The sequence below is a fragment of the Calothrix sp. NIES-2098 genome (assembly GCF_963875125.1).
In the GTDB taxonomy this organism is placed as follows: domain Bacteria; phylum Cyanobacteriota; class Cyanobacteriia; order Cyanobacteriales; family Nostocaceae; genus Aulosira.
This window is the reverse complement of record NZ_CAWNKJ010000001.1, coordinates 8607541-8631327: the sequence shown is the minus strand read 5'-3', so window position 1 is coordinate 8631327 and position 23787 is coordinate 8607541. Positions and strand designations below refer to the sequence as shown.

The 23787-nt window shown below is 42.1% G+C and carries 20 protein-coding genes; 1 reads left to right on the top strand and 19 read right to left on the bottom strand.

The window, feature by feature from the left end; translation table 11 throughout:
• Positions 1-3 precede the first annotated feature (3 nt).
• The gene (locus AACU33_RS36255) at positions 4-570 is read left to right on the top strand and encodes an IS630 family transposase (protein WP_096588143.1); all 567 of its coding nucleotides are present in this window, start codon (positions 4-6) and stop codon (positions 568-570) included.
• A gap of 22 nt (positions 571-592) precedes the next feature.
• On the opposite strand, the gene AACU33_RS36250 is transcribed toward AACU33_RS36255, so the two are convergent.
• The 19 genes from AACU33_RS36250 to AACU33_RS36160 all read right to left on the bottom strand — a co-directional run bounded on the left by AACU33_RS36250 (position 593) and on the right by AACU33_RS36160 (position 23674).
• Positions 593-847 carry a DUF4212 domain-containing protein gene (locus tag AACU33_RS36250; protein ID WP_096595054.1) on the bottom strand — a complete coding sequence of 85 codons (255 nt, stop codon included), beginning with the start codon at positions 845-847 and terminating at the stop codon, positions 593-595.
• Positions 848-1126: 279 nt separating this feature from the next.
• Entirely contained in the window at positions 1127-1462 is a 336-nt protein-coding gene (locus tag AACU33_RS36245) for a XisI protein (RefSeq protein ID WP_096595053.1), read from the bottom strand.
• Positions 1450-1869 (bottom strand): element excision factor XisH family protein, encoded by a 420-nt coding sequence (locus AACU33_RS36240; protein ID WP_096595052.1) that lies wholly within the window; start codon positions 1867-1869, stop codon positions 1450-1452. The genes AACU33_RS36245 and AACU33_RS36240 overlap by 13 nt, the downstream gene beginning before the upstream one ends.
• Positions 1870-2076: 207 nt before the next feature.
• The gene (locus AACU33_RS36235; protein ID WP_096595051.1) at positions 2077-2694 is read right to left on the bottom strand and encodes a GUN4 domain-containing protein; all 618 of its coding nucleotides are present in this window, start codon (positions 2692-2694) and stop codon (positions 2077-2079) included.
• A 49-nt stretch (positions 2695-2743) separates the two neighbouring features.
• Entirely contained in the window at positions 2744-3277 is a 534-nt protein-coding gene (locus AACU33_RS36230) for a hypothetical protein (protein WP_096595050.1), read from the bottom strand.
• A 514-nt stretch (positions 3278-3791) separates the two neighbouring features.
• Positions 3792-4973, bottom strand: a complete 1182-nt coding sequence (gene bioF / locus AACU33_RS36225) for an 8-amino-7-oxononanoate synthase (RefSeq protein WP_096595049.1) — start codon at positions 4971-4973, stop codon at positions 3792-3794.
• Positions 4974-5065: 92 nt separating this feature from the next.
• Complete coding sequence (ruvA, locus tag AACU33_RS36220) at positions 5066-5704, bottom strand: Holliday junction branch migration protein RuvA (protein WP_096595048.1); 639 nt, start codon at positions 5702-5704, stop codon at positions 5066-5068.
• Positions 5701-6450: a sucrose-phosphate phosphatase gene (locus AACU33_RS36215; protein ID WP_339376534.1), complete on the bottom strand. Its 750-nt coding sequence runs from the start codon at positions 6448-6450 to the stop codon at positions 5701-5703. Before AACU33_RS36215 ends, ruvA begins: the two co-directional genes overlap by 4 nt.
• Positions 6451-6612: 162 nt before the next feature.
• Positions 6613-7545 carry a CHAT domain-containing protein gene (locus tag AACU33_RS36210; protein ID WP_339376479.1) on the bottom strand — a complete coding sequence of 311 codons (933 nt, stop codon included), beginning with the start codon at positions 7543-7545 and terminating at the stop codon, positions 6613-6615.
• A gap of 237 nt (positions 7546-7782) precedes the next feature.
• Positions 7783-8502 carry a hypothetical protein gene (locus AACU33_RS36205; protein WP_096595047.1) on the bottom strand — a complete coding sequence of 240 codons (720 nt, stop codon included), beginning with the start codon at positions 8500-8502 and terminating at the stop codon, positions 7783-7785.
• Between the two features lie 150 nt (positions 8503-8652).
• On the bottom strand, positions 8653-10296 hold the full coding sequence (locus AACU33_RS36200; protein ID WP_339376478.1) for a formylglycine-generating enzyme family protein: 1644 nt from the start codon (positions 10294-10296) through the stop codon (positions 8653-8655).
• Between the two features lies 1 nt (position 10297).
• Positions 10298-12052 carry a hypothetical protein gene (locus AACU33_RS36195; protein ID WP_096595045.1) on the bottom strand — a complete coding sequence of 585 codons (1755 nt, stop codon included), beginning with the start codon at positions 12050-12052 and terminating at the stop codon, positions 10298-10300.
• The gene (locus AACU33_RS36190; RefSeq protein ID WP_096595044.1) at positions 12045-12998 is read right to left on the bottom strand and encodes an AAA family ATPase; all 954 of its coding nucleotides are present in this window, start codon (positions 12996-12998) and stop codon (positions 12045-12047) included. Before AACU33_RS36190 ends, AACU33_RS36195 begins: the two co-directional genes overlap by 8 nt.
• On the bottom strand, positions 12983-14008 hold the full coding sequence (locus tag AACU33_RS36185) for a hypothetical protein (RefSeq protein WP_096595043.1): 1026 nt from the start codon (positions 14006-14008) through the stop codon (positions 12983-12985). The genes AACU33_RS36190 and AACU33_RS36185 overlap by 16 nt, the downstream gene beginning before the upstream one ends.
• Positions 14009-14267: 259 nt before the next feature.
• Positions 14268-14765 carry a toll/interleukin-1 receptor domain-containing protein gene (locus AACU33_RS36180; protein WP_339376477.1) on the bottom strand — a complete coding sequence of 166 codons (498 nt, stop codon included), beginning with the start codon at positions 14763-14765 and terminating at the stop codon, positions 14268-14270.
• The gene (locus AACU33_RS36175; RefSeq protein WP_339376476.1) at positions 14705-15379 is read right to left on the bottom strand and encodes a CHAT domain-containing protein; all 675 of its coding nucleotides are present in this window, start codon (positions 15377-15379) and stop codon (positions 14705-14707) included. Before AACU33_RS36175 ends, AACU33_RS36180 begins: the two co-directional genes overlap by 61 nt.
• A 60-nt stretch (positions 15380-15439) precedes the next feature.
• Positions 15440-18136 (bottom strand): CHAT domain-containing protein, encoded by a 2697-nt coding sequence (locus tag AACU33_RS36170; protein WP_096595042.1) that lies wholly within the window; start codon positions 18134-18136, stop codon positions 15440-15442.
• Positions 18137-18213: 77 nt separating this feature from the next.
• Positions 18214-19953 (bottom strand): ShlB/FhaC/HecB family hemolysin secretion/activation protein, encoded by a 1740-nt coding sequence (locus AACU33_RS36165; RefSeq protein ID WP_096595041.1) that lies wholly within the window; start codon positions 19951-19953, stop codon positions 18214-18216.
• A gap of 49 nt (positions 19954-20002) precedes the next feature.
• Positions 20003-23674 (bottom strand): two-partner secretion domain-containing protein, encoded by a 3672-nt coding sequence (locus AACU33_RS36160; protein WP_096595040.1) that lies wholly within the window; start codon positions 23672-23674, stop codon positions 20003-20005.
• Between the last annotated feature and the right edge of the window lie 113 nt (positions 23675-23787).

The following is a 23787-nucleotide window of genomic DNA, read 5'->3' as shown; positions in this document are numbered from 1 at the left end:
GTAATTCAGAAATATGTCATATCACCAATAGATAGACAAAGAAAAATTAGGTATTGGTGTGAGGATGAAAGCCGCGTAGGACTGAAAACAGAAGCAGGAAGATTAATTACTACAAAAGGTACTAAGCCTATTGGCATCATGCAATGGAAGCGAGAAAATTTTTATTTATATGGATTGGTAGAACCATTAACTGGTGAGAATTTTATTTGGGAATTCTCTCATTTAAATGCAGCTTGTTTTCAGATTTTTCTAGAAAAATTCTCGGCTAATTATGCCCAAGATATACATATTATTCAGTTAGACAATGGTGCTTTTCATTTTAGTCAACATCTTCAGATACCAGAAAATATAATTTTGTTATTTCAACCCCCACATACACCGCAAGTTAATCCAATTGAGCGATTGTGGGAGGAAGTTAAAAGATATTTGGCGTGGGAAAGTTTTGGAGCGTTGGATGAATTAAGACAATTTATCTGGAAGCGTTTGGAGAAATTAAACACATCAACCATTGCTTCTATTACAGGTTGGGACTTTATTCTTGATGCTTTATTTGAATCAAATTTTTCGTGAATTGGTATCAGGGCTTTGCTCCTCACTTCCTATTGCTATATTTGCGGTCTAACTTATCCATCTGGAAGGCATAAATGAAAATTAATGCTACAAATATCAAGATCGATCCTTGCTGTGCCATCCAAAAGCCAAAGGGAACACCGAAAAAGCGAATTGAGTTCAATGGTTCAACTAGCAAAATACTGAAAACAAGGGAAACAAGCGCCCAGACAATTAAAAGATTCCGAATTAAAGCAGTATTAGCACGCCAATAAGAGTGGCGGTTATTTTCGTCCATTGCTGTTTCTCATAGATGTATCAAAAAATAATAGCAACAAGGGGTAGATGATACTATAGAAAATTCAATTAATTAGAGCGATCGCCCAATGCTGTTGTTAAATGGATACATCGCTATCACCGCGTACCTGAAATTTTTCACTATAAGCGGCAATTAACGGTGCGTTAGACTACGGCATAACACACTTTACATTTCAGGTGGAGCGATTGAATTGATAATTTGTAATTCGTAATTATTCACCCACAACTACCCATGTGGCTAGATTGCTTAATCAAAAATTCAATACACGGCAAAACCCGTATATTGTCGTAATTCTTCTGGATGAAAAGCTAATACAATATCTTCTTTAGGTACACCTGCATCTATAAGTGCTTGTGCTAAAGGTTGAGAACAACCATCATATTGAATCCAAACTTTTTCACCAATAATATCAAGATGCACAGTACAGCCATGTACGCGCCGCACTCCATCCCAGCCTACTTGTACAACTTGATAACGGTCATTTTCTGTGTCAATAATTGGTAAAGGATCGATTTTGCCGTGATAAGGTTTATGCTTGGCGTATTCATTGATTATTTGTCTGACAATTTCCCGATATTTAGTTAATTTATCCATTGCCAAACCCTCTCATTTTTTTCGTCAAATACAATAAGTTTTATCTGTATTCGATTGACAATTAGCTGACCTAAGCGTTCTGAAAAAATCCCCTCATAAACTCGTTTGGCAACAGCTAAATACAGTATACGTTCTGGCTCTAATTCTAATAGTATAGTGCGATAAATATCATACTGACCAACTGCTTCTTGCAGGTCACTTACAGGAGAAGGGCTGAGAAAACTTTTAATTTCAACTGCTATCTTTTGATTATCTTTTTCTGCCGCAATTGTGCTGCGTTCTGCACCTAAATCTATATATAAATCTCTACCACCGTAACCCAAATATAAAGGGTCATCAGTAATTGTCCAGCCATCTGCTATTAATGCTTGAATAACTACATTGTGATATATATCTCTGGCAGGCATGATTGAGAAATAGTTTAGGGTTAGCGATCGCTTTTGAGTAAAGCACCATCAGCAATTAACAGTGCGTTAGCCTAGGGTATAACATTACAAAATTCTACTCCCAGAGGGAGAATGCCCAGTGCCAGGTAACAGAAAGCTACAATCCGCAAGGCTTCGTGGAAAATGATGGGTTCTTAAATCTTTAAAATTTTCTGTAGGTTTTATATGTTACAGTTTACAAGTCTCAATGCGAGAGAAGAGAACCCACCACCACTTAACCCAAAACCCCCCAATAAACGTTAATAAATACAACCCGTAAGGGAGGTGGGCTACTGGTGCTGTGAGGTCAAAGGTCAGGTCGTTGTAGTACATCCACTTTCCTTCCTTTCTCCAGCCAACTGAGTCTATGAAGGCTTGCCATATTTTGCTGTTATGTTCTCTGGTTCCAACCGTTCCACCCAGACTTTGATAAATGCGCTTTTGCACAGAGAAGCCAAAGTGCCCATTGCTGTGTTTTACCCATAACTCGTCTATCGTGCAGAGGTCTTCGCAAGGAAAGTTCTCAATATGTTCAAGATCAAGCCAGCCTTCGTTTTCTCTCCCAGCTATAGCTAGTATGACTCGCGCTGTTTCCTCATCAGCTTCTTTCCACTCCCCTGCTGCGAGTAAATCACGTAGTCTTGTGTAGTGCAGTGATTGATTGGGTGTCCATTGCATAGGTAGATTTGGTACGTAAAGTTGGGTAAACAGATAGATATCTGCATCGATGTAGATGTCAGGGGCTTGGGGTCGATAACCTGGTTTGATGGTAATTGTCTTTATGTTGCTAGAAGGTATTTTTTCCATTCTACATATTTAAGAAACATGGCATGAAGTTGCACAAGGTAAGCCCAACTTACGATTTACTACTATCATCCAAGCAAAATTGATGAGGATTTTTTAGCATGAATATACCGTTTTCCTTAATTAAGTCACCTGTGCAGTAAATTGGTAAGCGTTCTTGATAAGCTTTAAGTGCCAGAATGTAGTCACGGTCAGCTAATTCTGTATGAATAGGACGCAGTTTATTCACAACAATACCCAAAAGAGTTATTTCACCACTCAGTTTATCGGCGTTGGGTGTGGCGATATGTGTGACGACTGCTTGGATGGTGGTGTTAGGTGCATTTGTAATTAAATCTCCGAAAATTTCCAGTTGGGATTTAGTTTCAGCTAACGCCAGGGTTTCTACGACTTCCGCCATGCAGCGGGAAAAGTCAATAACTTCTGTTTTCAGGGGGAGTAAAATTTCAAAACCATCTAGAGTCCAAATAGCAGCTTTATCACCATGATTTTGCTGCATTTGCCAACCATGTGCTAGTAAATAGGCTTGTACTTGTTGGGGTTCGATATATTTAAATTTTTCTGCATCTGGGAAGATAGCTGTCATAGGGATTCTCCAACGGTGATGCGAGACATGATAGTTTTGAGTGCTTCGGGAGTAAATATATTTTGAAGAGGAATATCTATAGTAATAGTTGTTTGGTTCTCAATTAGCGGTTGTCCACGCAACGATATCCAGTAACCGCAACGTTGGAGACATAAAGCACCCTACGGCTATGGGACAATATCGGGGCGATCGCACTTTGAAAGTCAGTCTTGGTTATCAACGAGACCTCATCCATAGAGAACTCGATCGCATTTGTGACCAACCAGATCGAGTTGTTTATTAACGAGTACTCATCCATAGAGAACGCGATCGCATTTGTGACTAACCAGATCGGGTTGTTTATTAACGAGACCTCATCCATAGAGAACGCGATCGCATTTGTGACCAATCAGATCGGGTTGTTTATTAACCAGTACTCATTCATTGTGAACGAGTACTCATTTGTGACAAACAAGATTTATCTGGTCTCATGTTGTTGATTCTCGATGTCCAAATCCCCCATTTCTTCGAGAAGTCAGGGATCTAATAGTTGGAGACTGTCGCGCAATGCTGCTACTAATTTTTCAATATGCGCTGGTTGATGCGTCGCCATTGCAGATATCCTAATGCGGCTGGTGGGTACAGTTGGCGGACGAATCGCTGGGGCGAAAATTCCTGCATCTTTTAAAGACTTACCAGCTTGTAGCGCATCTGCGGCACTTGGCAATTGAAAACATAATATAGGTGATTCTGAAGGCAGCAACTTTAATTCAGCTACCTGTGCTTGCATTAGCGTTTTCAAGTAATCGACATTCGCCCATAATTGCTGACGGCGTTGTGGTTCTTGTTGTACTATTTCAATTGCGGCTAAGGCTGCGGCTGTATCGGCGGGTGAAAGACCTGTGGTATAAATCCAAGTTGGTGCGCGATTGCGTAAAAAGTCAATTAAGGTAGCGCTTCCGGCGACATATCCGCCTAAACTACCCAAAGCTTTACTTAATGTACCAATTTGTATTAACTGCTTCCCCGTACAGCCAAAATGTTCCACGCACCCTGCGCCAGTTTTACCTATGACTCCCGTAGCATGAGCTTCATCCACTAAAAGCATACAGCTAAATTCTTCAGCTATATCTAATAGCGCTGGCAAAGGACATAAATCGCCATCCATACTGAAGACGCTATCGGTGAGGATTAAACAGCGTCGGTAATTTTGTCTGTGTTCAATTAAGTAATTTCTTAAAGCTGTACCATCACAGTGGGGATACTCAATTATCGCCGCACTACTAAGAATTGCCCCATTTTTGAGGCTGGAATGATTGTACTGGTCAGAGAGAATTAAATCGCGCTTACCTACCAAAGCTGCGATCGCACCTAAATTAGCTAAATAACCCGAACTAAATACTAAGGCATCTTCTGTTTGTTTCAAAGATGCGATCGCTGATTCTAATTTTCTATGTAATTCCCGATGCCCGCTAAGTAATCGCGAACCCGTACTTCCCGTGCCAAATTCTTGTGTAGCTGCAACCCCGGCTTGAATTAATCTCCGATCTCCTGCCAAGCCTAAATAGTCATTGCTGGCAAAATTAATTACTTCCCGCCCCTCTAAAATCACAGTAGCACCGGGGCAACCGTGGATTGGTTGTACTGAACGATACCAATCCGCCCGATGAATAGTTGCCAAAGACTGCTCTAGCCAAGCATAAGGATCTATGGGCATTGTAGATAGGAGTAATGAGGGGACAAGGGAGACAAGGAAGACAAGGGAGAATAATTTTTGACTCTTGACTTTTGACTCTTGACTCTTGACTACTAACCAATTTGTTCGCTACTGCTAAGATGAGCGATCGCTTGTTTAATCCAATCTTCTACATAGGCGTCTTTTGGTAGTCCAATGTCTTCGCTGACTACGTGTAAAGCATGGCTGACTTCATGCGCAGTGTAGCCTAAAGCAAACAGAGTCATTTGCACTTCTTCGAGAATTCCTGGTGCTGGCCCGCCTGTAGCAACAAAGAACCCTGCTGATTTGCGCCACTCTATTAATTTGCTTTTCAGTTCCAAACAGATGCGTTCTGCGGTTTTCTTACCCACACCTGGGGCTTGAATCAGAACTTGGATGTTAGCAGCAATAATTGCTTGCACTAAATCTGGTAGTTCTAAAGTGTCTAACAGAGTAATCGCTAAAGCTGCACCAATTCCGCTAACACTCTGTAGGTGACGAAATAAATCCCGTTCGGCTGGGGAAGAAAAGCCATACAATAACGGCACTTCTTCGCGGACTTGGTAATGGGTAAAGATTTGCACCACTCCTCCCGACTCAGGTAAATGCTGTGCTAGCCGTTGCGGAATTTGCAAATCATACCCGATGTTATTGACCTCAAGAGTCAAAATCACGCGGTTACTGCTAATTGTCTGAACCCCAGCTACGATACCTTTTAGATAACTAATCATTCTAAAAATCCAAAATATTTCAAGCCTTCTAGAATGCCACCCGCACAAAAATCTCGTGCAAGGTAACGGTGGTCAGCAGGGTAGTCCTTATACCACTGAAGTAACTCAGGGCGGGCATTCCCAACCACGATCCCCCGTTCGTTGCCTACAGCAAATAAAGCAATATCATTACCTGAATCACCACAGACAACTGTTTGTTCGGCTGCAAATTTCCACTGATGACGTAAAAATTGCATTGCCTGACCTTTATCGCTGGAAAGGGGGACAATGTCAAGGTCGATTCCACTGCTGTAGATTAATTTTTTATTTAAATTATATTTTTGCAACTCTAACTCAAGTTGCGATAAAACACCAGGTGCTACAGCTTGTTCGAGAAAAAAACTAACTTTAAAGGGGCGCTGTTCCGATTCTGGTTGCAAAACTAACTCAGGATATTTTTCCGTAATTGATAGTATAAGGTCGCGATCCCATCCGGGGGAGAGAACTTCTGACCAACGCGCATCTGGTGTATCCTTACCATCAAGATAAATTTCCGTACCTACAGACAGAACGAGCGCATCTGGTTCCAAGAGATTTTTTTCTACTTGCAGTTCGCGGTAAAGTAGAGGCGATCGCCCAGTCGCATAGACAATTTTTGTACCGTATTCTTGGCGATGTTTTTGTAGGCGATCGTTTAATTCTACAAGCGCTTTGTCATCGCCTACGAGAGTATTATCTAAATCGGTAACGAATAAAAAACTAGTCACAGCAACTCCTTTGGTGAGATTTACCATCAAAGAGTGTATGCTGTTTTTGTACTTAATCTCATCATCCAAGCGATAGCCTTCTTCTGGGCAAAGAATATCGCGATCGCGTAACATTGCTGTTTTATCACACCAGCCCAACTTGAGGCGACTAGCGTGCGGTTTCTAACCACCTAATTGCTCAAGTAACTCTTCAATATTTCGCAGTTGCAATTCATACTGTTCTATTCGTTGTGAAAGTTCGTATTTAGCTTCGGAATCAGTTTTAATAGTCCATTCTTTCTTCAACCATTTCCACTTCTTCCGAATCTCTTGATACTCTTGTTCTAAGTCTTCACGTTTTTCTTGGACACGTCGTTGGGAAGCAAGTGTTTGAATTTTGCCATCAATTAGATGCTTATCTAACGCAGACGAATCATTTTGCGTGGAAATAGGGTTTGATTGTGACCTTTTATCTGACTTTTTATAGAGAACGGGAGTCCAATGCTCAGGTAAACCTGCTATTGGAATTGCAGTACAACCCAGATTATAAGCAAACTCGATCGCCCGACCAGCTCCTAACGCATCATAAAATCCTAAAGCAAATTCTAGAGCTGCTTTATCGGTAATTGAGCGCTTCATGCCGATTACATAGGGAATATGCTGTGCAATTACCTCTGCTTGCGCCTCGGTGTAACAGCCATTCAACAGAACACAGTTCACTTGGTCTGAAAATAACTTAAATAACTCTGCTAGAGCATTGATCGGGATGAGCCTCATCCGTCCGATGTCATCTTCAAATGTCAATCCCTCCTCTTGCTCAAATTCTGATTTTGTGGTGTTTTCATACCCTTGAGTTATCGCTTCTTGACTACCTAATGTCTTGTTTTGTGGGCGATGTCCAGCGAAATGAACGATTTGAGGGTTAAATTCTAGCAGCGCACGTTGAATATCTCTAGGACGTATCGCCCATCGTTGTTCAAATTTAAAGCGATCGCGATGTTTTGCTCTTTGTAACCCATCACTAATATCTCGTGCTTCTTGCTCTAAACGCGACTGAGAGCCTACTGCTGGATTTGCTGCTAGGAATAAAATAGTCAAAACAGATGGGTCTGCCATATTTAAATGATACGTGCCGATTAAAAAGAATTATGGCTCTCCGAGACTTGCTATACAGAATTAATACTTAATACGACTTCAATTCACTAAATGGCAAGGGATTCAAGACAATCAAATTGTATTTTTATCAAATCTGTTGTTTTGTCTGTATGAAACCTTACCATATAAATGGTTTCACCCTTTTTTAGGTATTAATTTATCATACCCACACTCGGAGAGCCAGAATTATTTCCTCTGTTATTCTTTTTGAAACTCTAAGTTGAGAAAGAGTAAAACCCCACTAATTCCAACTCCAACACTAACTAAGCTTGCTAATGTATCGCTAAGAATAGCAACTAATATTGGAGAGTTTAAAATAAGGCTACTTAAAATTTTTTTCATCAATACCCGTAAGCCGAAAATGATTATGTAAAGTAGCACGTAGAAGAAAAATACCTTCCACCAGTTCCCTTTGACTAAGGAGCGACTGTATTGAAATGCTGCTTTACCTCTTTGGTCTCGAAGTATAAAAGCGTAGGAATAGTAAGCGTTATTTACTAAATAAATAACACCAGGAACAATGAATAATAAAAACCTCAAAATTAAAATAATATTAAATTTTATACCTAAGCAATTTAATGGTATAATTCGAGGCAAGATACCTCTAGTTACAACATTAATCTGAGGATTTTCTCCTAAGATGTAGCCTTCTGCAAGGATAACAAATACAATAATATAAACTGGTATTACAATGAAGAAATAAAATATTAATAAGAGCGAATACGAAATAAAAACAATGGGATTTAAAAAAATAGAAGGACTATTTGAGGATAAAATTTGAAAGATAATTGAGAAGGGTAGTATCACGCAGAGAAGGCTAGAAAAACTTCGGAAATGCTTTAGATATAAATCAAAGCCTATTGCTAATAGTTCAAACAATCCCAGCTTTTTAGTCTGAAGATCAGAAAGGATACTCATACAGGATAATCCCTAACCTTTGCTATAGCCTTGCTTAACTATAAGACTTTTGCTTAATGCTAACGGTACTTCGTAAGGGACTCTTAAATAAAATTTTGTAAATTATTTATTGTATAAAAAATAAACAAACATCCCATAATCCGCAGATGATTATCCCAGATTTGCCTTGGGCAATGACACGGCTACTCGAAAGCCAATAGTAAGCACTTTGTTTGTTGGCGGAATGCCGTTTCGATAGGCAGAACGACATATAGTAGGTTCATGCATCCAAGAACCACCGCGAATAACTCTGGGGAAATTTTGGTGATCGGTAATGCGGACACTTCCGTCTGCTGGTGCATTCGTATAGCCGTCATACCAGTGATCGGCGCACCATTCCCAAACGTTGCCATGCATTTCATCTAGTCCGAAAGCATTCGCTGCATTATGAAAACCTACTTCACTAGTTTGTTTGCTGGCTTGCCCTTTGGGACCGGAACGATATCGTTTGCTTGCGTCATAACTGGCAAGTTGCGGAGAAATTGTTTCGCCAAAGTAGAATGGGGTTTGTGTCCCTGCACGACAAGCATATTCCCACTCGGCTTCGCTGGGTAAACGATAGGGCTTCCCAGTCTGTAATTGCAAACGCTCACAAAACTCGATCGCTTCAAACCAGGTAATGTTTTCTATAGGTAAGTTATCACCCTGAAAGTAGGCAGGGTCAGGATTCAGTTCAATCCGGACTTTGGTAGTCTTGGTAATTGCTCGCCACTGAGCTTGTGTCACAGGAAAACGACTTAAAAAGAAGGACACAATGGTGACTGGATGTTGAGGACGTTCCCGATAGTCTCCTTCGTTATTTGCAGTTCCCATCCAGTAGTTGCCCTCTGGTATACGCACCATTTCTAGGGAAATCTGCCCTTCTAATCGCTCATAAAACAGGGTTGCTTGTTGTTCATGTCGCTCGATTACCCAGCGTGAACCCAACCGCAGAAACCGGGGTTGACGAGTTAGTTTAGCTGTCTCAAATTTAAATGGCTTTAGAGAGGTAGTTCTGGATGCAATCGGGTTGATATGCCAAGTAGAGTCTTGGAATTCAGGAATGGGTAAAGTGACTCCAGCAACGACAATTCGATTATTATGGGCTGGCAAAGATTTGAGTGTTGATTCTGCTTGGATATGATTGCCACGAGCCAATTCGCGCATTCCCTGAAGATACACTAGCAAGGATTCAAAATGAGCCTGACGCAAAGGAGTGGCGATCGCTTCTGTTAACGATGTCATCCGCAGCCATTCTGTTTTTTCGCTGAGGCTTAATTCGGCAAGCTTGTTAGCTAAATCATGGGCGACAGCTTCCGGATAGACATACGCAAGTGCCGTCCAACGTTGAGCCTGAGCCAGCGTTTTTATAGAGGATTTAGAATCATTTAATTCTCGCTGCACATAGGACAGTAAAAAATGGGCTAATTCCTCAACACGCGGCTGACCGAAGCGAGGATGATGAATCATTTGCTCTAACAGATAATTGCGTAAATCAACATCCATCTCATATAGCTCATGTCCTACCTCACGGCAAAGCGGAGAGAGGAGCAAGTCGGCTACAGCAATCCACGGCACCTTCAAGTCCTGCTTTTCGATATCCAGCGGAAAATTTGCCCAGATACAGTAGATCAAATGAGGCGTGAGCGCGATGGGCAATGCAGCATGATAGGCTAGGTATAAATGAGCTTCGCTAAACCGTTTCTGAAATGATGCGATCGCCTGCTCAATTTCCTCAGAGCGTGTTTTTGGCAGCAAATTACTAGCATTCGTCATATTATTGTCCGTCCCTTGACGGTCGATGCCGTCCCCGCAGGACATCGATCGCGCTGTAAAATTCCTGACGATTTACCTCAAACATGGAAACTAAAGCCGCAATATCATGGGCGGTTGTAGTTTCCCAGCGATCGCGAGGAACCGGATTCAGCCAAGCAATATAGCGTACATACTGCCCTAGCTCTTTTAGAAAGAATTTTGTCAATCGCCGTCGCCTAGAACTAAATCCACCACGAGCTGCTCCAGCATCACTAAAAATCAAGCAGACTGTTCTGGTTTTAGGCAAGTTTGATAAACAATCATCAATTGATTCTGCTTCTAAATGATAGCGATCGCGGTACAGATATTCATCAGGGCAGTTGTGAAAGTAGTAGACTCTAACCTGGCTGAAGCGCCCGCCACGCAATGCTGTATCTGCTAACTCTTGGGAAAGGTGGTGAAACGGAACCATCGAACCATCCCGATCAATTAATAGCAGAAGTTCTATGCGGTTGGTACGTCTTGGAACCAACACAGGATTTAATAAAACTCCCTGCTGGGCAACCTGTTGAATAGTGGCTTCCATATCTAGCTCAATGGGTGGTCCCTCCCGACTAAACTGACGCAAATGACGCCACCCTTGCTTCATTTGTCGATGGGTGACAGGTAAATTGTTAACGATTAGGGGGAAGAGTTCGCTAAGTGGACTGTCAGATTGCCTGATTGTTTTGGCAACTTGAATCTCATCAGCCATTGTCCGAATGACTTCAGGCGACAGCATTGTTTTGGGTAAGTTGGTGTAAGTTTGTGGAACGAGTGCTTCATTTTCAGAAGCTTGGATATGCCGAATTTTCCGTATCCTCCCAACAACAAGCAGTAGAATAATGCAGGTGGCAACAATTAATAAAGGCTCAAAAATATCTTTATTAAATATCTTCCTCAAACAATTGCTAAAGTAATCCAGATTTTGAATTGCTAAAATTGACGAGTCTTTACCATCAACGAGTTTAACTCCACCTTTAGGGTCAGTTAAGCATAAGAGAAAATATTCTGCGAAAGAATTAGCATTATTAACCTTGATAATAGGAATCAGGAAGGTTTTTTCTCGTGCATCGCCATCTTTAAAGACAACTGAAGGAAGATCTCCTAATTGGAAATTCTTGTTTTGCTCGTCTAGAAGAGAGTTTGGAGAACATTGCTTTCCAGCATTCAATTTTGCACTGACTACTCCATAGCTTCCATCACTACGGGTGATTTTTATAAGTGCTGCTTTTTCTCCTTTATTATCGTTAGAATACTGGAAAAGGAATGAAGTGCTACTAAACTCTAAGCTGCCAGGTTTTGATGGATCTATAGAAGGTGGCTTAAAAATGTACTTTTTGAGGAACAATGCACCACCGATCGCAATAATACAAGTCGTAAACCCTAAAAGCGAGAACCATATGATTCGAGATGCTTTATGTCTTCTTTTAGTTGCTCTTTCTGTTTGATTGGTTGTGAAGCTGATGTCCGTTGAGGTAGCTTTCACCGTTTCAGTTGGCAAAAAAAATTGCTCAGGTTGCTGTGGAATGATCTGGTCGAAATAATCTTGAAAAATCTGCTTTTCTCGCTCAGATTTTACCCAAAGGGCACAGCATAGTTGAGCTAGTGCTGTGCGATCGTGTGTACCAAACCCTGCATGAACAGCCTGAAGCAGCAGGTGATATTCTGCCAACCCTAGTGGCAATCCTGCTTCCCTTAAACAGGTGAATAGTTCTAGTAGTGCCGGATCATTCACGATCGCTACTGAGCCTCAAGTAATTCACATGAGCATCCCAACTTTTGAGTAATACTTCTAAGTAAGGCAGGCGATTATCTCCTGATAACTTTTTTAAGGACTCTGGCAGCGAATCTCGCTTCAGGATCTTAATCCAATCGAGTAATTCACTGGTACTTACATTCTTACTGAATTTTCCTGTTTCGCCATAGAGAGTTTCACGTAATTCCATAAATCGAGAAACGGCTGTGTCTACCAATTCATCCGCAATATCTGGGAAGCGATTTTTGACAATTTGAACAATTTGCTGATAACTGGGAAAATTGATGCGGTAAAATAAACACCGACGCAAAAAAGCATCAGGTAGATCTTTCTCATCATTACTAGTGATGAAAACAATTGGTGGATTAACTGCCTTAATTTCCTTTTCTCTCCCGTTTTCTCTTACTTCTTCAATCTTGATTAGTTGCTCATCAAGTTCCAGCAATAAATCATTGGGAAAATCAATGTCAGCTTTGTCAATCTCATCAATTAAAACTACTGTGCGCTTTGGATTTATAAAAGCTCGCCCTAATGGTCCAAGACGGATATAAGAATTTGGATCGTTAAAGCGTTGCTTATCTTCAATAGTTAAAGAACCGGATGCGGCTAATTGAGCATCTCGCAGCCGCCCAATGGTATCATAAACATATAATCCATCCTTGGCTCGACTTGTGGATTTTACATACCAAGCCTCAAAATCTAACCCTAATTCATAAGCGACTGCAAGAGCTAATTGGGTTTTCCCACATCCAGGTTCTCCTTTGAGTAATAATGGACGACCTAAGTAAATCGCTAGATTCACAACATCCACTAATTCTTGACTAGGCAAGTAAGGGTAGATGAGCTTACCTTTGTAACTGTCTCCTTGTTTCGGTTGTTTACTACCTGTATACTCCAGGCGATCAGAATTTAAAGGTGTAACCACTTACCCTCCTGTTCAGACAAACTACAACCACAAAGATTGCAAACTTTTCGTAGAGTTGGTATTGGAATTCCTTGCTTCTCTAAAAGCACTTTAACGGTTTCTGCCTTATTAGCAGAGATAGCTGGAGGTAAGAAATCGCTCTGATAATTTAACCAATCCCGTAACTCTTCCTCTGAAAATGGATCGATCAAAGGTAATCCCAGAGGGTAAATCGGTTGCCAATCTGAATGATAATTCTCGACAAAACCGACATTCCACCGAGCGACTACACCTTGATAATCTAGAAGGAAGATAAATAGTTTAAATTTATTTTGTTGATTCTTAAATTCTAGGAATTTTTGAGTGAGTAATTTCCAAAAATCGTTTAATAAGTCAGACAGGTTTTCTTTAATAGTTTCATCAACGTTATTAAACGCAATTATAACATTTTGTGTTTTCCATAAATCACAAATTTTGCTAGCAATTTCAGCAGGTGAGCTATTTTCTAATAAACCAATTCGATCTGCAAATTCTGCCCAAATTGCTGAAATGTCTGTTCTTGATGAAGTTCGATTTAAATCAACAATAATATTTCTGCCCTCTAAACTACTGGGGATAATCGCAGCCAAGCGATTGAGTAACCATCTTTGACCATATTCCTTGGTAGGTCCTTGAATCAAAAATACACCATAAGAATATTTACCAGCAATCTCTTCAAAGAGGTTGTGCTGTTCCCAGTATCCTAACTTCAATAATGATTTATATAAATAATCCACGTTTGAGTATTTTTCTAAGTTAGAGTTTCCCGCTTGTTTAGATTGATTAATTTGCGTTTCTAACTCGTCAAGTTCTTCGTCTATATTTTGCAATCTTTCTTCATATTCTTGTATTCGTTGATCAAGTTCATATTTCGCTTCCGAGTCAGTTTTGAGGTTTCGTTCTTTCTTAAACCATTTCAACTTTTTACGAACTTCTTCATATTCCTCTTCCAAGTCTTCGCATTTTGCCTCCAAACGTTTAAGAGAAGGCATATATTCTCCTGAATTTCTAAAATAGTTAACCTAGTTTGGATTCTACCATCCATATTGGTTGCAAAAATAAATCGCGGCCAGGGAAAAATTGCTTCATGTTGAAGAACATACTAAAAAAGTTATTAAAGTATTTTTAAATCGAGATCAATATCATCATTTGGCAATGACAAACAAACTGAGTAGAAATATTTTGAATTCTGCCTATAAACAGTTATGACTCTGCGTTTACAGACTACTCAACTACTTTGGATAGTCTCTACTATTTTGATCCATTTGTGAGGGAGTTAACAGCCTTACGAATCCCTTCGACTACATTCACAAACGCGGCATCGCGATCGCTCCACTGTGTCACGGGCTTGGCATCTTTTGGCAAAACCTGAAGTTTACTGAATGGTGAATCTTGCCAATCGCAAGGTCGCAGAATAATGGGAATCACCCTTGCTGTACCTGCATTGTGTCGCTGGATTGCCTGCTGCATCTCAACGTCATAGCAGTAGTCTGATGCCATGAAGGGGGGACTTATTAGCAGTAGAATAATGCGAGCAGATTGCAGGCGCTGTTTTATTTGAGTTTCCCATTCTTCCCCTGCTTCGATCGCGCGATCATGCCAAGCAGTAATTTTACCCTGCCTTCTAAGGTTAGCAAGCTGGGTGACTAATTCTTCCCTTAGGTCGTCATCTTTATGAGAATAGGAGATCAAAACATCAATAGGTGTATTCTGCGGTTGCTCAACAGAAGCTTGGGGAACTGATGGCACAGCACCAGAGCTGGTTGAATTGTCGCATCCCCAAACGTGGATTTTGTTAGCAGAACTGGGGTTAAATGTTCTGCAACACCTGCCATCCGAATTGCTGCACACCCCAGTTTATAGGCAAACTCGATGGGACGACCTGCCCCTAGCGCATCGTAGAACCCTACCGCAAACTCAATCGCCGCGCGATCGCCAATTGCCTGATTCATGCCAATCACATAGTCAATGTGTTGAGCGATCGCTTTTGCTTGCACTTCTGAATAACAGCCGTTGAGTACAACACAGCGAATTTGGTCAGCAAAAAGTTCAAATAGCCCTGCTAATGCGTCCCCATCCACAAGCTTGGCGTTGCCAATTTCATCTTCAAAGACAAGTCCTTTGTCTCCTGTTCCATGTCCAGAAAAATGGATAATCTGTGGATTCACATCGAGCATAGCTCGTTGAATATCACGCGGACGAACCGCCAACCGTTGTTCTAACTTAAATTGGTCACGCTTTTGAGCGCGTTGCAGTCCTTCCCCAATATCCCGCAACTCTTGATCGAGCCGTAAACGAGTGGTGTCTTTAGGATTAGCAGCGAGAAATAGAATAGTTTGCGGATGACGGCTGGAGGAATTCATAAAGAACTTGTTGAATACAGTAGCTTGCTTGTGTCCTAATTATTAACTAATACCTTTCTTCTATTGCCAATTACCCACTAAAACGTAAGGTGCCCAATAATAAGGATGAGGTGGTAAATTCTGCAACTCCTGAAAAGGCGGATTCAGCTTCAAAGATTCCAACAGCGAGAGTTGTGCCTTCCTCAAAGCATCTGCTTGTTTCCCCCCTGGCTGTTTCAGATTTTGGTAAAATTCACCCATGAATTGCGCAGTTGAAGCATCGCTTACAGGCCAGAGTGTAGCTAGAGTACTGCGTGCGCCCGATCGCACAGCCATTCCCGCCAAGCCTAAAACGGCGCGTTCATCGCCAGTAGCAGTTTCGCAAGCACTCAGCACCAATAATTCTACAGTTGTACCTGGTTCTCTGAGCAAAGTACTCAACTCATTAATACTGATGCTTTTACCATCGCCTGTAATAATAAAATTCTTCTGGGGATTAGAACTAAATAACCCATGCGTTGCTAAGTGGACAACGGGAAAATTTGATTTCAACTGTTTTTGAATAGTTTTGGCGGTAAACTCTTGATTCAGCAGCTTTTGGGAGGCGGGAAAAGTTTGTTTAATTTGGTCTAATTCCTTGGGCACATTAACTAGTGCAGCAAAAAATTCTCCTTGTATTTTAACTTGTTCGCTAACGCCAGCAGCTAAAACTTTTAGTTGTTTGCTTTGCAATCGTTTTGTCGCGAGTAGTTGTAGGCTGGGAACCAGCGCCACGCTATATTTTTGAATTAGATAATTTTGTCCATTGTAAAGTGCAGCTATTGGTACTCTTTGTAATCTGCCATTTAGTACAAAGACTAAATTTTTGATTTGGTTGTTATCTAATAGTGTTTCAAAAGGTTTAATCAGCCAGTTATAAACTTCTTGGAAAATTGGTAATAGCGTCTGAAGATTTTCTTCTAATTCTTTGGGATTGGGGTTAGAAGTCGAGAGAATATTACGTGCAGAGTTATTAATACTCAGGTTGTCTAAATTATCGTACAGCCGATCTAAAGTCTCATTAACTTCCTTTTCGCTGATGGGAATTTTGACAGACTCCAAGGGTTTCCCCGATACGGAAAGGATAACTTCTAAGCGATCTGGCAAAACGATGGGATAGATAACAGCCGCATTAGCATCAATATTATCAATTTGCACTGCGACATTTGCTGTTTCCGAACAAGGGTCTTGAAAGAAGTTATCTAGTTCTGCTAATTGCAGAGATTCTACAATCTGGCGGGCTAACTCTAAACGTTTTTGAGAATTTTTCGTTTCCGTCTTTTCTTGTTTAATCCTCGGATCGAAGACTAACAAAGAATTTAATTCATCATCACCTAGATTTGATTTCAATAGCAAATCTGCTAATTCTAAATAAACAGGTCTAACTTCTTGGAGAAAGTCAAACTGCACATCTTGATTGTTAGCATTTAAATCGCTACGTAGAGATTGCAGCGTATTAAAGGCGGCAGTGTAAGCTGCGATCGCTCCTTTGGCATCTCCCTGTTTTCTGAGCAAACTACCTAACTGCGATTGCCAAAGATAAATAATTTCCCTAGCGTCCCCAGTAATATTTTGTTCTTGAGCTAAGATTAAAGCTTGCTGAGTCAGTTTGGTTGCTCGATCTAATTGCCCTTGTTTATGGTAGAGTTTGCCCAAGTAGCCTAGAGTGTAGGTTTCGGCTCGTCTATCTCCTAAGGTACGTGCCTGTTGCAACGCATTTTCTAATATCGGTGCAACCTGGTTTAATTGTGCGCTTTGCATCAAAGATTCAGCAAAATTAATCTGAGCGTAAATTGCGGCGCGACTGGGTGTAAGATTTGCCAGGTTAGATGTAATTTGACTTTGCAAATTTTGTGTATCTTGACTTAGTTGTAACTCTAACTGAGAGCTAAAATCTTTTGCTCTTTGAATTAATTTAGCTTCATTAAATCTCGACCAAGAAGCGATGCGGCGTTGCGTCTGTTCGCGCCACCATTTTTGCGTTTCTAGTAATAGCTGAAAGTGATTGAGTTGAGCTTGAATTTTGGGAATTGCTGGCGCTGATGCAATATTTACTGCTTGAATATAGTAGTTAACAGCTTGTTGGTAAGGTGCTAGCGCATCAGACAGAGATTTGCGATCGATAATGTCCGTCACTGCATCATAATCCCAGCGATCGCGAATTTGGTTTCCGAAAGTGCGTTCGGTGTTACCCAAACTCAGTAAGACAGCACTTTTCGCTGGCGATGCTGCAATTGATGACAGACTTAATTGCAAGATTTGTTGAGACTGTTGTAATAAACCTTGTCTGCGCAGAACATCACCGAGGCTTTGCAAACCAATCGCTTCAGTTAAAGAAAGGGAATTTTGTTTTTCTGCAAGGGTTTTGTAGACGCTATCGATTTGGGTTTGGCTACAATCTGGACTTTTAACTTCTAAAGCTTGAAGTAAGGTCTTGCAAGCTTTGGGATACAGTCCTAAATCTTGCAAAGCTTGGGACTTGTTAATTAGGCTTTTAGTTATACCCTCGCGATCGCCAATTTTTTGATAACCCTCAGCCGCTGTTTGCCATAACTTGATAGCTGCTTCCAATTCTCCAGCATTGTAGCGTTTTTCCCCTTCCCTCGCTATCTCTAAAGGACTGGCTGTGACTTGTAAACTAGAAGAATTCGACCAAGCAGGAATACTAAGACTTGATAACAGACCCAATAAGCCTGAAAAGATGAATATCAATAAACGACGATACTTTTTATAAATCATAATAAATTCAAAAGTTAATCAGAAATCTTGTTTTATCTTTGTGTCTTCGTGCCTTTGTGTTTAACTTTTGACCCTTGTTAAAACGCCTTATACTCCAATTGAAAATACACGCCATTTTCTTGCCATGTCCGCTTGCTAGAATCAATACTTACTAAAGGAATCCCCCAATCGAGGCGGGCTGTAAAGCGATCGCCCATTTGCCAAAGTAGCCCGAATCCCGTACCTGCAATGGTATTGGGTTTGGGATTTTCTCTTCCCGTGTTCCAGACAGTGCCAATATCAATAAATGGTGCGACTTGTAAAGTTCCTTGCACTTCGGGGAAACGGGCAATGGGTAATCGCAATTCTGCGGAGGCAAAAATACCATTATCGGTAAGCAAAGCATCTTGGCGATAACCCCGCACTGTTCCTTGACCGCCTAAACTAAACTGTTCGATGGAAAGCAGAGAATCGCTTGCCAATTGCATATTAGAACGCAACAACAGAGTAGGAGCGATCGCAGTTTGTCCTTTTGCTTGACTGAGGAGGCGCAAATATATTAGCTGTCCCCGCCAAAGGAAATATCGGCTATCTGGTTCGTTGTTATTAATCGTGGCGTTAAAGGCTCCAACCCCCAGGTTAAACTCCGAACGAGCTGCTAACACCTCCTGACGACTTCGCTGTAGCCATTCTTGCGCAAAACTCAACTCAGATATGCGCGTTTCTCCTTGGTTATCAGCCCCAGGAAATAGAGGAAAATCCACACCTTGAATCGAAGAATTGCTTTCCCGTCTAGCTGCGGTGAGACTTAGAGTGAGTTCTTGGCTAACTTCTGGTGTGGCTTTTTGCAGCACTGGCTGACGAAAAGACAATTCAAACTCGCGAGAATTGACTTCGATATCCAGATTGTTAAAAGGAGGTTCAATAATTCTATTGTCGGTAATGCGATAGTTAAAGCCAATACTGCCATTGCGGGCATTGATTGGTAGGATATAGCCACCCTCAAAACTATTGCTACCATCAGTATTTTTGTAAGCAAAAGTGAAGCGATCGCCTAATCCCAACAAGCTAGCTTCTGATATTGTAATCCCGCGCTCAAAACTACCAACACTGGGGTTGCGGTTATTATTCAGATTGAGTTGAGTAGTAAAAGTTCTCGCACCCTTAACTGCAACTGTCAGGGAATTTACACCTGGTCTAGTACCCGCAGTCAATTCCGCATCTAAGCTTTCAATTAAAGGATTGAGTTGCAGCAGTTGTAAAGCTTCTTGTAAGCGATTGATATTCAGGGGTTTGCCAGTAGCGATCGCAATTCGACTGCGCACATAATTAGGATGCAATCGTCCTTTGATGACATTAACTTGAATATCTTCCAAACTGCCTTCTACTACCTGAATTTTGACGATCCCCGAACGAAATTCTTGAGCTGGGATATAGGCTCCCGAAGTGATGTACCCCTTTTTTACATACAGTTCGGTAATTTGATTGGCAGCTTTGAGTAGTTCAGCAAAGGTAATTGGTTTGCCTGTAAAATTGGCGATCGCAGATTCTAACTCCCTTTGACTAAATGCCGTATTGCCCACAAACTCAAACTTTTGCACGGTAATAGTCCCTGGAATATCCTGCACTTCCTCCGGCGTTGGCGGTGCTGAAGGCGGTATCTCAATCGGTGCGTTTGTTGGAGGTAGGGGGTTAGGTGGAAGTTGTTCTGGAGGCTTGGGGGTGACAGGATTCGGCTGGGCGTAAGCAGAGTTTGTCGAAGACAGCACAAGTAAGAACAACAGATAAGGATATAAAACACTCAACCTAACACCAGATTTCAGACTACACTCTTGCATTCTTCTCTCTCTGCGACTCCGCGGCTGGGCGTGACATAAAAAATCTATTTCATTGACAATTAGCTGAACTTAACCCAGAACCATAAGGACTCGGAGTAGGCGCTTGGCTGGCGAGAACTACCACACCTTGGGCGTTCACATACCAACCTCTTGCAGGTAACGGTAGTTGCGAGCTATTTTGCACCTCGGTAGCAGCACTTGCACCAGCAGGCTCAAAACTAATCAAAGCACCACTACTTAACTGTTCGCTGGGTCGAGGTGGTAAGCCTCCGCGCCCAGTTATCGTAAATTCGCTTTCATTCTCTCTTCTGGAGGCGCGACAAGCCTGCGCTACTACTTGTTCTGGTTTCGCTACCTCTTGCGGTAAATCAATAACTTCAAAGTTATTTTCTGCCTCTGGTGTATTAATGCTGATTTGTCCAGCAACTCCCAGTTGGGAACTAGCAGTAATTTGGCAAGTCGGACAGACAAAGAATCCTCTGGTATTGATGCTGATATTTCCTCCCGCCCCCTGAAAAGCATCGGCTGTAATCTTACTGCCTTCCAGCAAGGCCACAAAGTTGGTAGGGCTAAAGCCAGTAATGTTGATATTGCCCCCGTTAGCATTTCCACCAGCAGTAGCAGATATCTGACTGTTATGACGCATCAGTAAGGAATGTGTTTGCAGAGAAATGTTGCCACCTTCACCAGATGTAGTAGCAGCAGATATGCTTCCTTGATTATCTAGCCGGATAGAGTTAGCAACGACTTTCAAATTGCCTGCATTTCCCTGGCCTAAACTTTCCACACCAATTTTTGCCCCATTCCGAACAATCAATTTGTCTGTAAACAAATTGATGTCACCAGAAGCACCCGTGACCTTCAGTTCTGGTGAGTTCACCCTTCCAGCCGCAGCTGATAAGCCACCTAGTGTCAAATTTCCGATTTGGGTGCCACTGAGTTCTATAGATTCGGAAGCGTTGACAGTTAAAGTTCCTCCTTGGCCAGCACCTAACGTCGCAGTCGATGCATCTGCCCCGTCACGCAGAATTAGCTTCTTCGTCGAAATCGTCAAGTCTCCTGAGCGAGATGGGCTAAAACCTGTAGTACCTAAACCACTAGGAAATCTGGGATCGGGTAAAATGCCAGCTATTTCTACAGAATCGCTGGCATTGACGATGACATTTCCCCCTGGCCCCCCAAAAGGGATAACAAGTGTTGGTAGAGAAGCTCCTGTATTACTGCCAATGACGCCATTTTCAATAAACAATTTGCCTGTATCAATTGTGATATCGCCACCCTTGCCTGTACCGAAGGTAGTGTTAGTGTAGATGCCTGTTAAAATTGCAGCTGTTGGTGGAGTCCTCTGTATTTGTACGGCATCGGTGGCTTTAATTTCTACATTTCCGCCCAGACCATTTCCTAAGGTCGCACTAACAATATTGCCCCCATCTTGCAATCTCAATTGCTTAGTATCAATTTTGATGTTACCTGCTGTGCCAGTACTGCCTATAGTATTTCCTGTTTGAATGGCAGAACCAGTTGCTTCTACTAACTCAGAGGCACGGATATTCAGATTTCCGCCGACTCCGTTACTAAATGTCAGATTAGATACGATCGCTCCGTTACGCATCAGTAGGAAGGGAGTCTCAATAGTTAGCTTCCCTGAAGCGCCCGTACCGACAGTTTCAATAAAAATACCAGTTCCGCGATCGGTGGGTTTGAGCGTTCCAGCTAGCGCGCCGACTTGAAAAATCCCTTGCATCTCCTCAAATCCAGTGCCTAACATTTCTACTGAGTCGGCAGCACGGAGATTAATATCTCCTCCCGTACCATTACCAAAAGTTGATGCCGATAAGAAAGCGCGATCGCTAATTGTTAACTTACCAGTCTCAATTCTGAGGTTCCCCCCAGATCCGCTACCTAGATTGTCTGCCGTGATCTTACCTCCGCTATTGAGCAAGACAGAGCCAGCATTAACCTGTAGCGTTCCGGCATTCCCCTTGCCATCATTTCTCACTGTCAGTTCGGCACCATCTGCAACCGTCAATTTTCCCGTGTTAATAGTTACATCACCAGAGTTGCCACTCGGTACAGCGGGCAATTCCAATAACTGTTGTAAGCTCGGATCGACGATGTTAGCTGAGGAAACGATCAAACTGGGATTGACTGAGCCTGGGACAGTCCCACTCACTTCTACCGCATCCTTGGCATTGATGGTAACGCTACCAGCGGGGCCGCTAGCTAAGGTGGAAGCATCTACTCTCCCGCCATCTTTGACAACCAAACGCTCAGTATTCACGGTGACGCTGCCAGCCTTTCCCGGGCCGCCAGTCCCAGCAGTGATTTGGCTAGGAGTGAAAACAAATGGTGTGACGCCTATTAGTTCTACCAACTTTGAGGCATTGACAGTCACGTTACCACCGGAGCCAATGCCATCTTTACCACCAGTAACAGAGGCAATATTTCCTCCTGAAAGTGCCGTCAACTGCTGTGTTGTTACTGTGAGAGTTCCGGCATTACCAGCACCAAACGTTGCCGCCGTGATATTACTGAAACGACTGGGGTTAATTGAGGAAAATCCTATCACTTGTACGGAATCAGCCGCTTTGATATCAATATTGCCACCGGGAGCAGGAGTATATGTAGCCGCAGATATGGCTGCTCCATCTTGTAGCAGTAAACGGGGGGTGACAACATTAATATCGCCACTCTTGCCAGCACCGAGAGTTTCGGTAAACAAGTTGCTGGAAATCTGTCCCGTTGCTGTCGTACCAATCAATGCCAAAGACTCAGAAGCGTTGACATTAATTCCGCCTGCTGCTTGCGCTCCTTGGGTTTGAATTAACGCAACTGAGCCATCGCGCAGAGAAATATTTCGCCCTTGCAACTGAATTGAGCCACTACCTGCACCGCTGGTATCTGCTAATGCTTTTTGCGATAGGGCAATATCTTGAAAATTCGTCACTCCTTGATAACTTAAATTCCAGCCTTGAGAACTGGGATTGAGACTCACCAAGCCTCCGGCTACGCTACCTAAATCGATGCGTCCGCCTTCGGCTGTCAGCGTCCCACCTTCAGAGATAATTCCCCCGCCTACCAAGGCTAAAGTATTACCAGGCTGCACCTTCAAGCCAGTGGTGCTTCCTCTAGTAAAGGGCGAGAATATCGGGCGTTCCAGACTGAGGTTATGTCCTTGCCCTTGAAGGCGAATTGCTTGGGGATTTTGCCCAAATTGCAAGCCGACTGGCACGCTAATTGTGAGTCGAGGAGAAACTGAAGTGTCTGTAGCGCTAAACTCTGCACCATCAGCAAATTTGACGCTATTTGCCGTACTTGCCAAAAATGAGCCACCAATATTGAGTTGGGCATTGGCACCAAAGTTAATGCCGCTAGGATTGATCAGGATGAAATTAGCGCCGTAGTTTTCTCTAATTAAGCCATCAATATTAGAGATTGAACCACCTGTAACTCGGCTAATAATGTTAGTAATATTAGTTAGGTTTGTCGCGTTGTTGAAAAAAGCTTCGCCACCAGTGGGAACAGAAAATTCTCGAAAGCTATGGAAAAGATTGTTACCAACTTGTGCCCCTCCCGTAATTTCAAAGATGTTACCACTTTGACTAATATTGCCAGGAAGTGTGTTATCTGAAGAGATTTGCGCTAAACCAGGAGAAGCAGCAATTAGACAGCAGATGTAAGCACTGCTAAGACAGAAAATTTGGCGAGGGACTTGTTTCATTTTGCACAGGGAAAAATCTACCCTAATGAAAAATTACCTGAAGCTTTCTTTAGTCTAATTTAAGTAAATTCAACTAAAAAAGATAATAATATTGAGTCTATAATCAAGCCTAA

Bases quoted from the DNA above. Each gene is read 5' to 3' on its own strand.
- AACU33_RS36170 (WP_096595042.1), bottom strand. From the start codon at position 18,136: ATGATTTATAAAAAGTATCGTCGTTTATTGATATTCATCTTTTCAGGC.
- AACU33_RS36165 (WP_096595041.1), bottom strand. From the start codon at position 19,953: ATGCAAGAGTGTAGTCTGAAATCTGGTGTTAGGTTGAGTGTTTTATAT.
- bioF (WP_096595049.1), bottom strand. From the start codon at position 4,973: ATGCCCATAGATCCTTATGCTTGGCTAGAGCAGTCTTTGGCAACTATT.
- AACU33_RS36210 (WP_339376479.1), bottom strand. From the start codon at position 7,545: ATGGCAGACCCATCTGTTTTGACTATTTTATTCCTAGCAGCAAATCCA.
- AACU33_RS36160 (WP_096595040.1), bottom strand. From the start codon at position 23,674: ATGAAACAAGTCCCTCGCCAAATTTTCTGTCTTAGCAGTGCTTACATC.
- AACU33_RS36185 (WP_096595043.1), bottom strand. From the start codon at position 14,008: ATGCCTTCTCTTAAACGTTTGGAGGCAAAATGCGAAGACTTGGAAGAG.
- AACU33_RS36235 (WP_096595051.1), bottom strand. From the start codon at position 2,694: ATGGAAAAAATACCTTCTAGCAACATAAAGACAATTACCATCAAACCA.
- AACU33_RS36245 (WP_096595053.1), bottom strand. From the start codon at position 1,462: ATGGATAAATTAACTAAATATCGGGAAATTGTCAGACAAATAATCAAT.
- AACU33_RS36240 (WP_096595052.1), bottom strand. From the start codon at position 1,869: ATGCCTGCCAGAGATATATATCACAATGTAGTTATTCAAGCATTAATA.
- AACU33_RS36250 (WP_096595054.1), bottom strand. From the start codon at position 847: ATGGACGAAAATAACCGCCACTCTTATTGGCGTGCTAATACTGCTTTA.
- AACU33_RS36175 (WP_339376476.1), bottom strand. From the start codon at position 15,379: ATGAATTCCTCCAGCCGTCATCCGCAAACTATTCTATTTCTCGCTGCT.
- ruvA (WP_096595048.1), bottom strand. From the start codon at position 5,704: ATGATTAGTTATCTAAAAGGTATCGTAGCTGGGGTTCAGACAATTAGC.
- AACU33_RS36205 (WP_096595047.1), bottom strand. From the start codon at position 8,502: ATGAGTATCCTTTCTGATCTTCAGACTAAAAAGCTGGGATTGTTTGAA.
- AACU33_RS36200 (WP_339376478.1), bottom strand. From the start codon at position 10,296: ATGACGAATGCTAGTAATTTGCTGCCAAAAACACGCTCTGAGGAAATT.
- AACU33_RS36230 (WP_096595050.1), bottom strand. From the start codon at position 3,277: ATGACAGCTATCTTCCCAGATGCAGAAAAATTTAAATATATCGAACCC.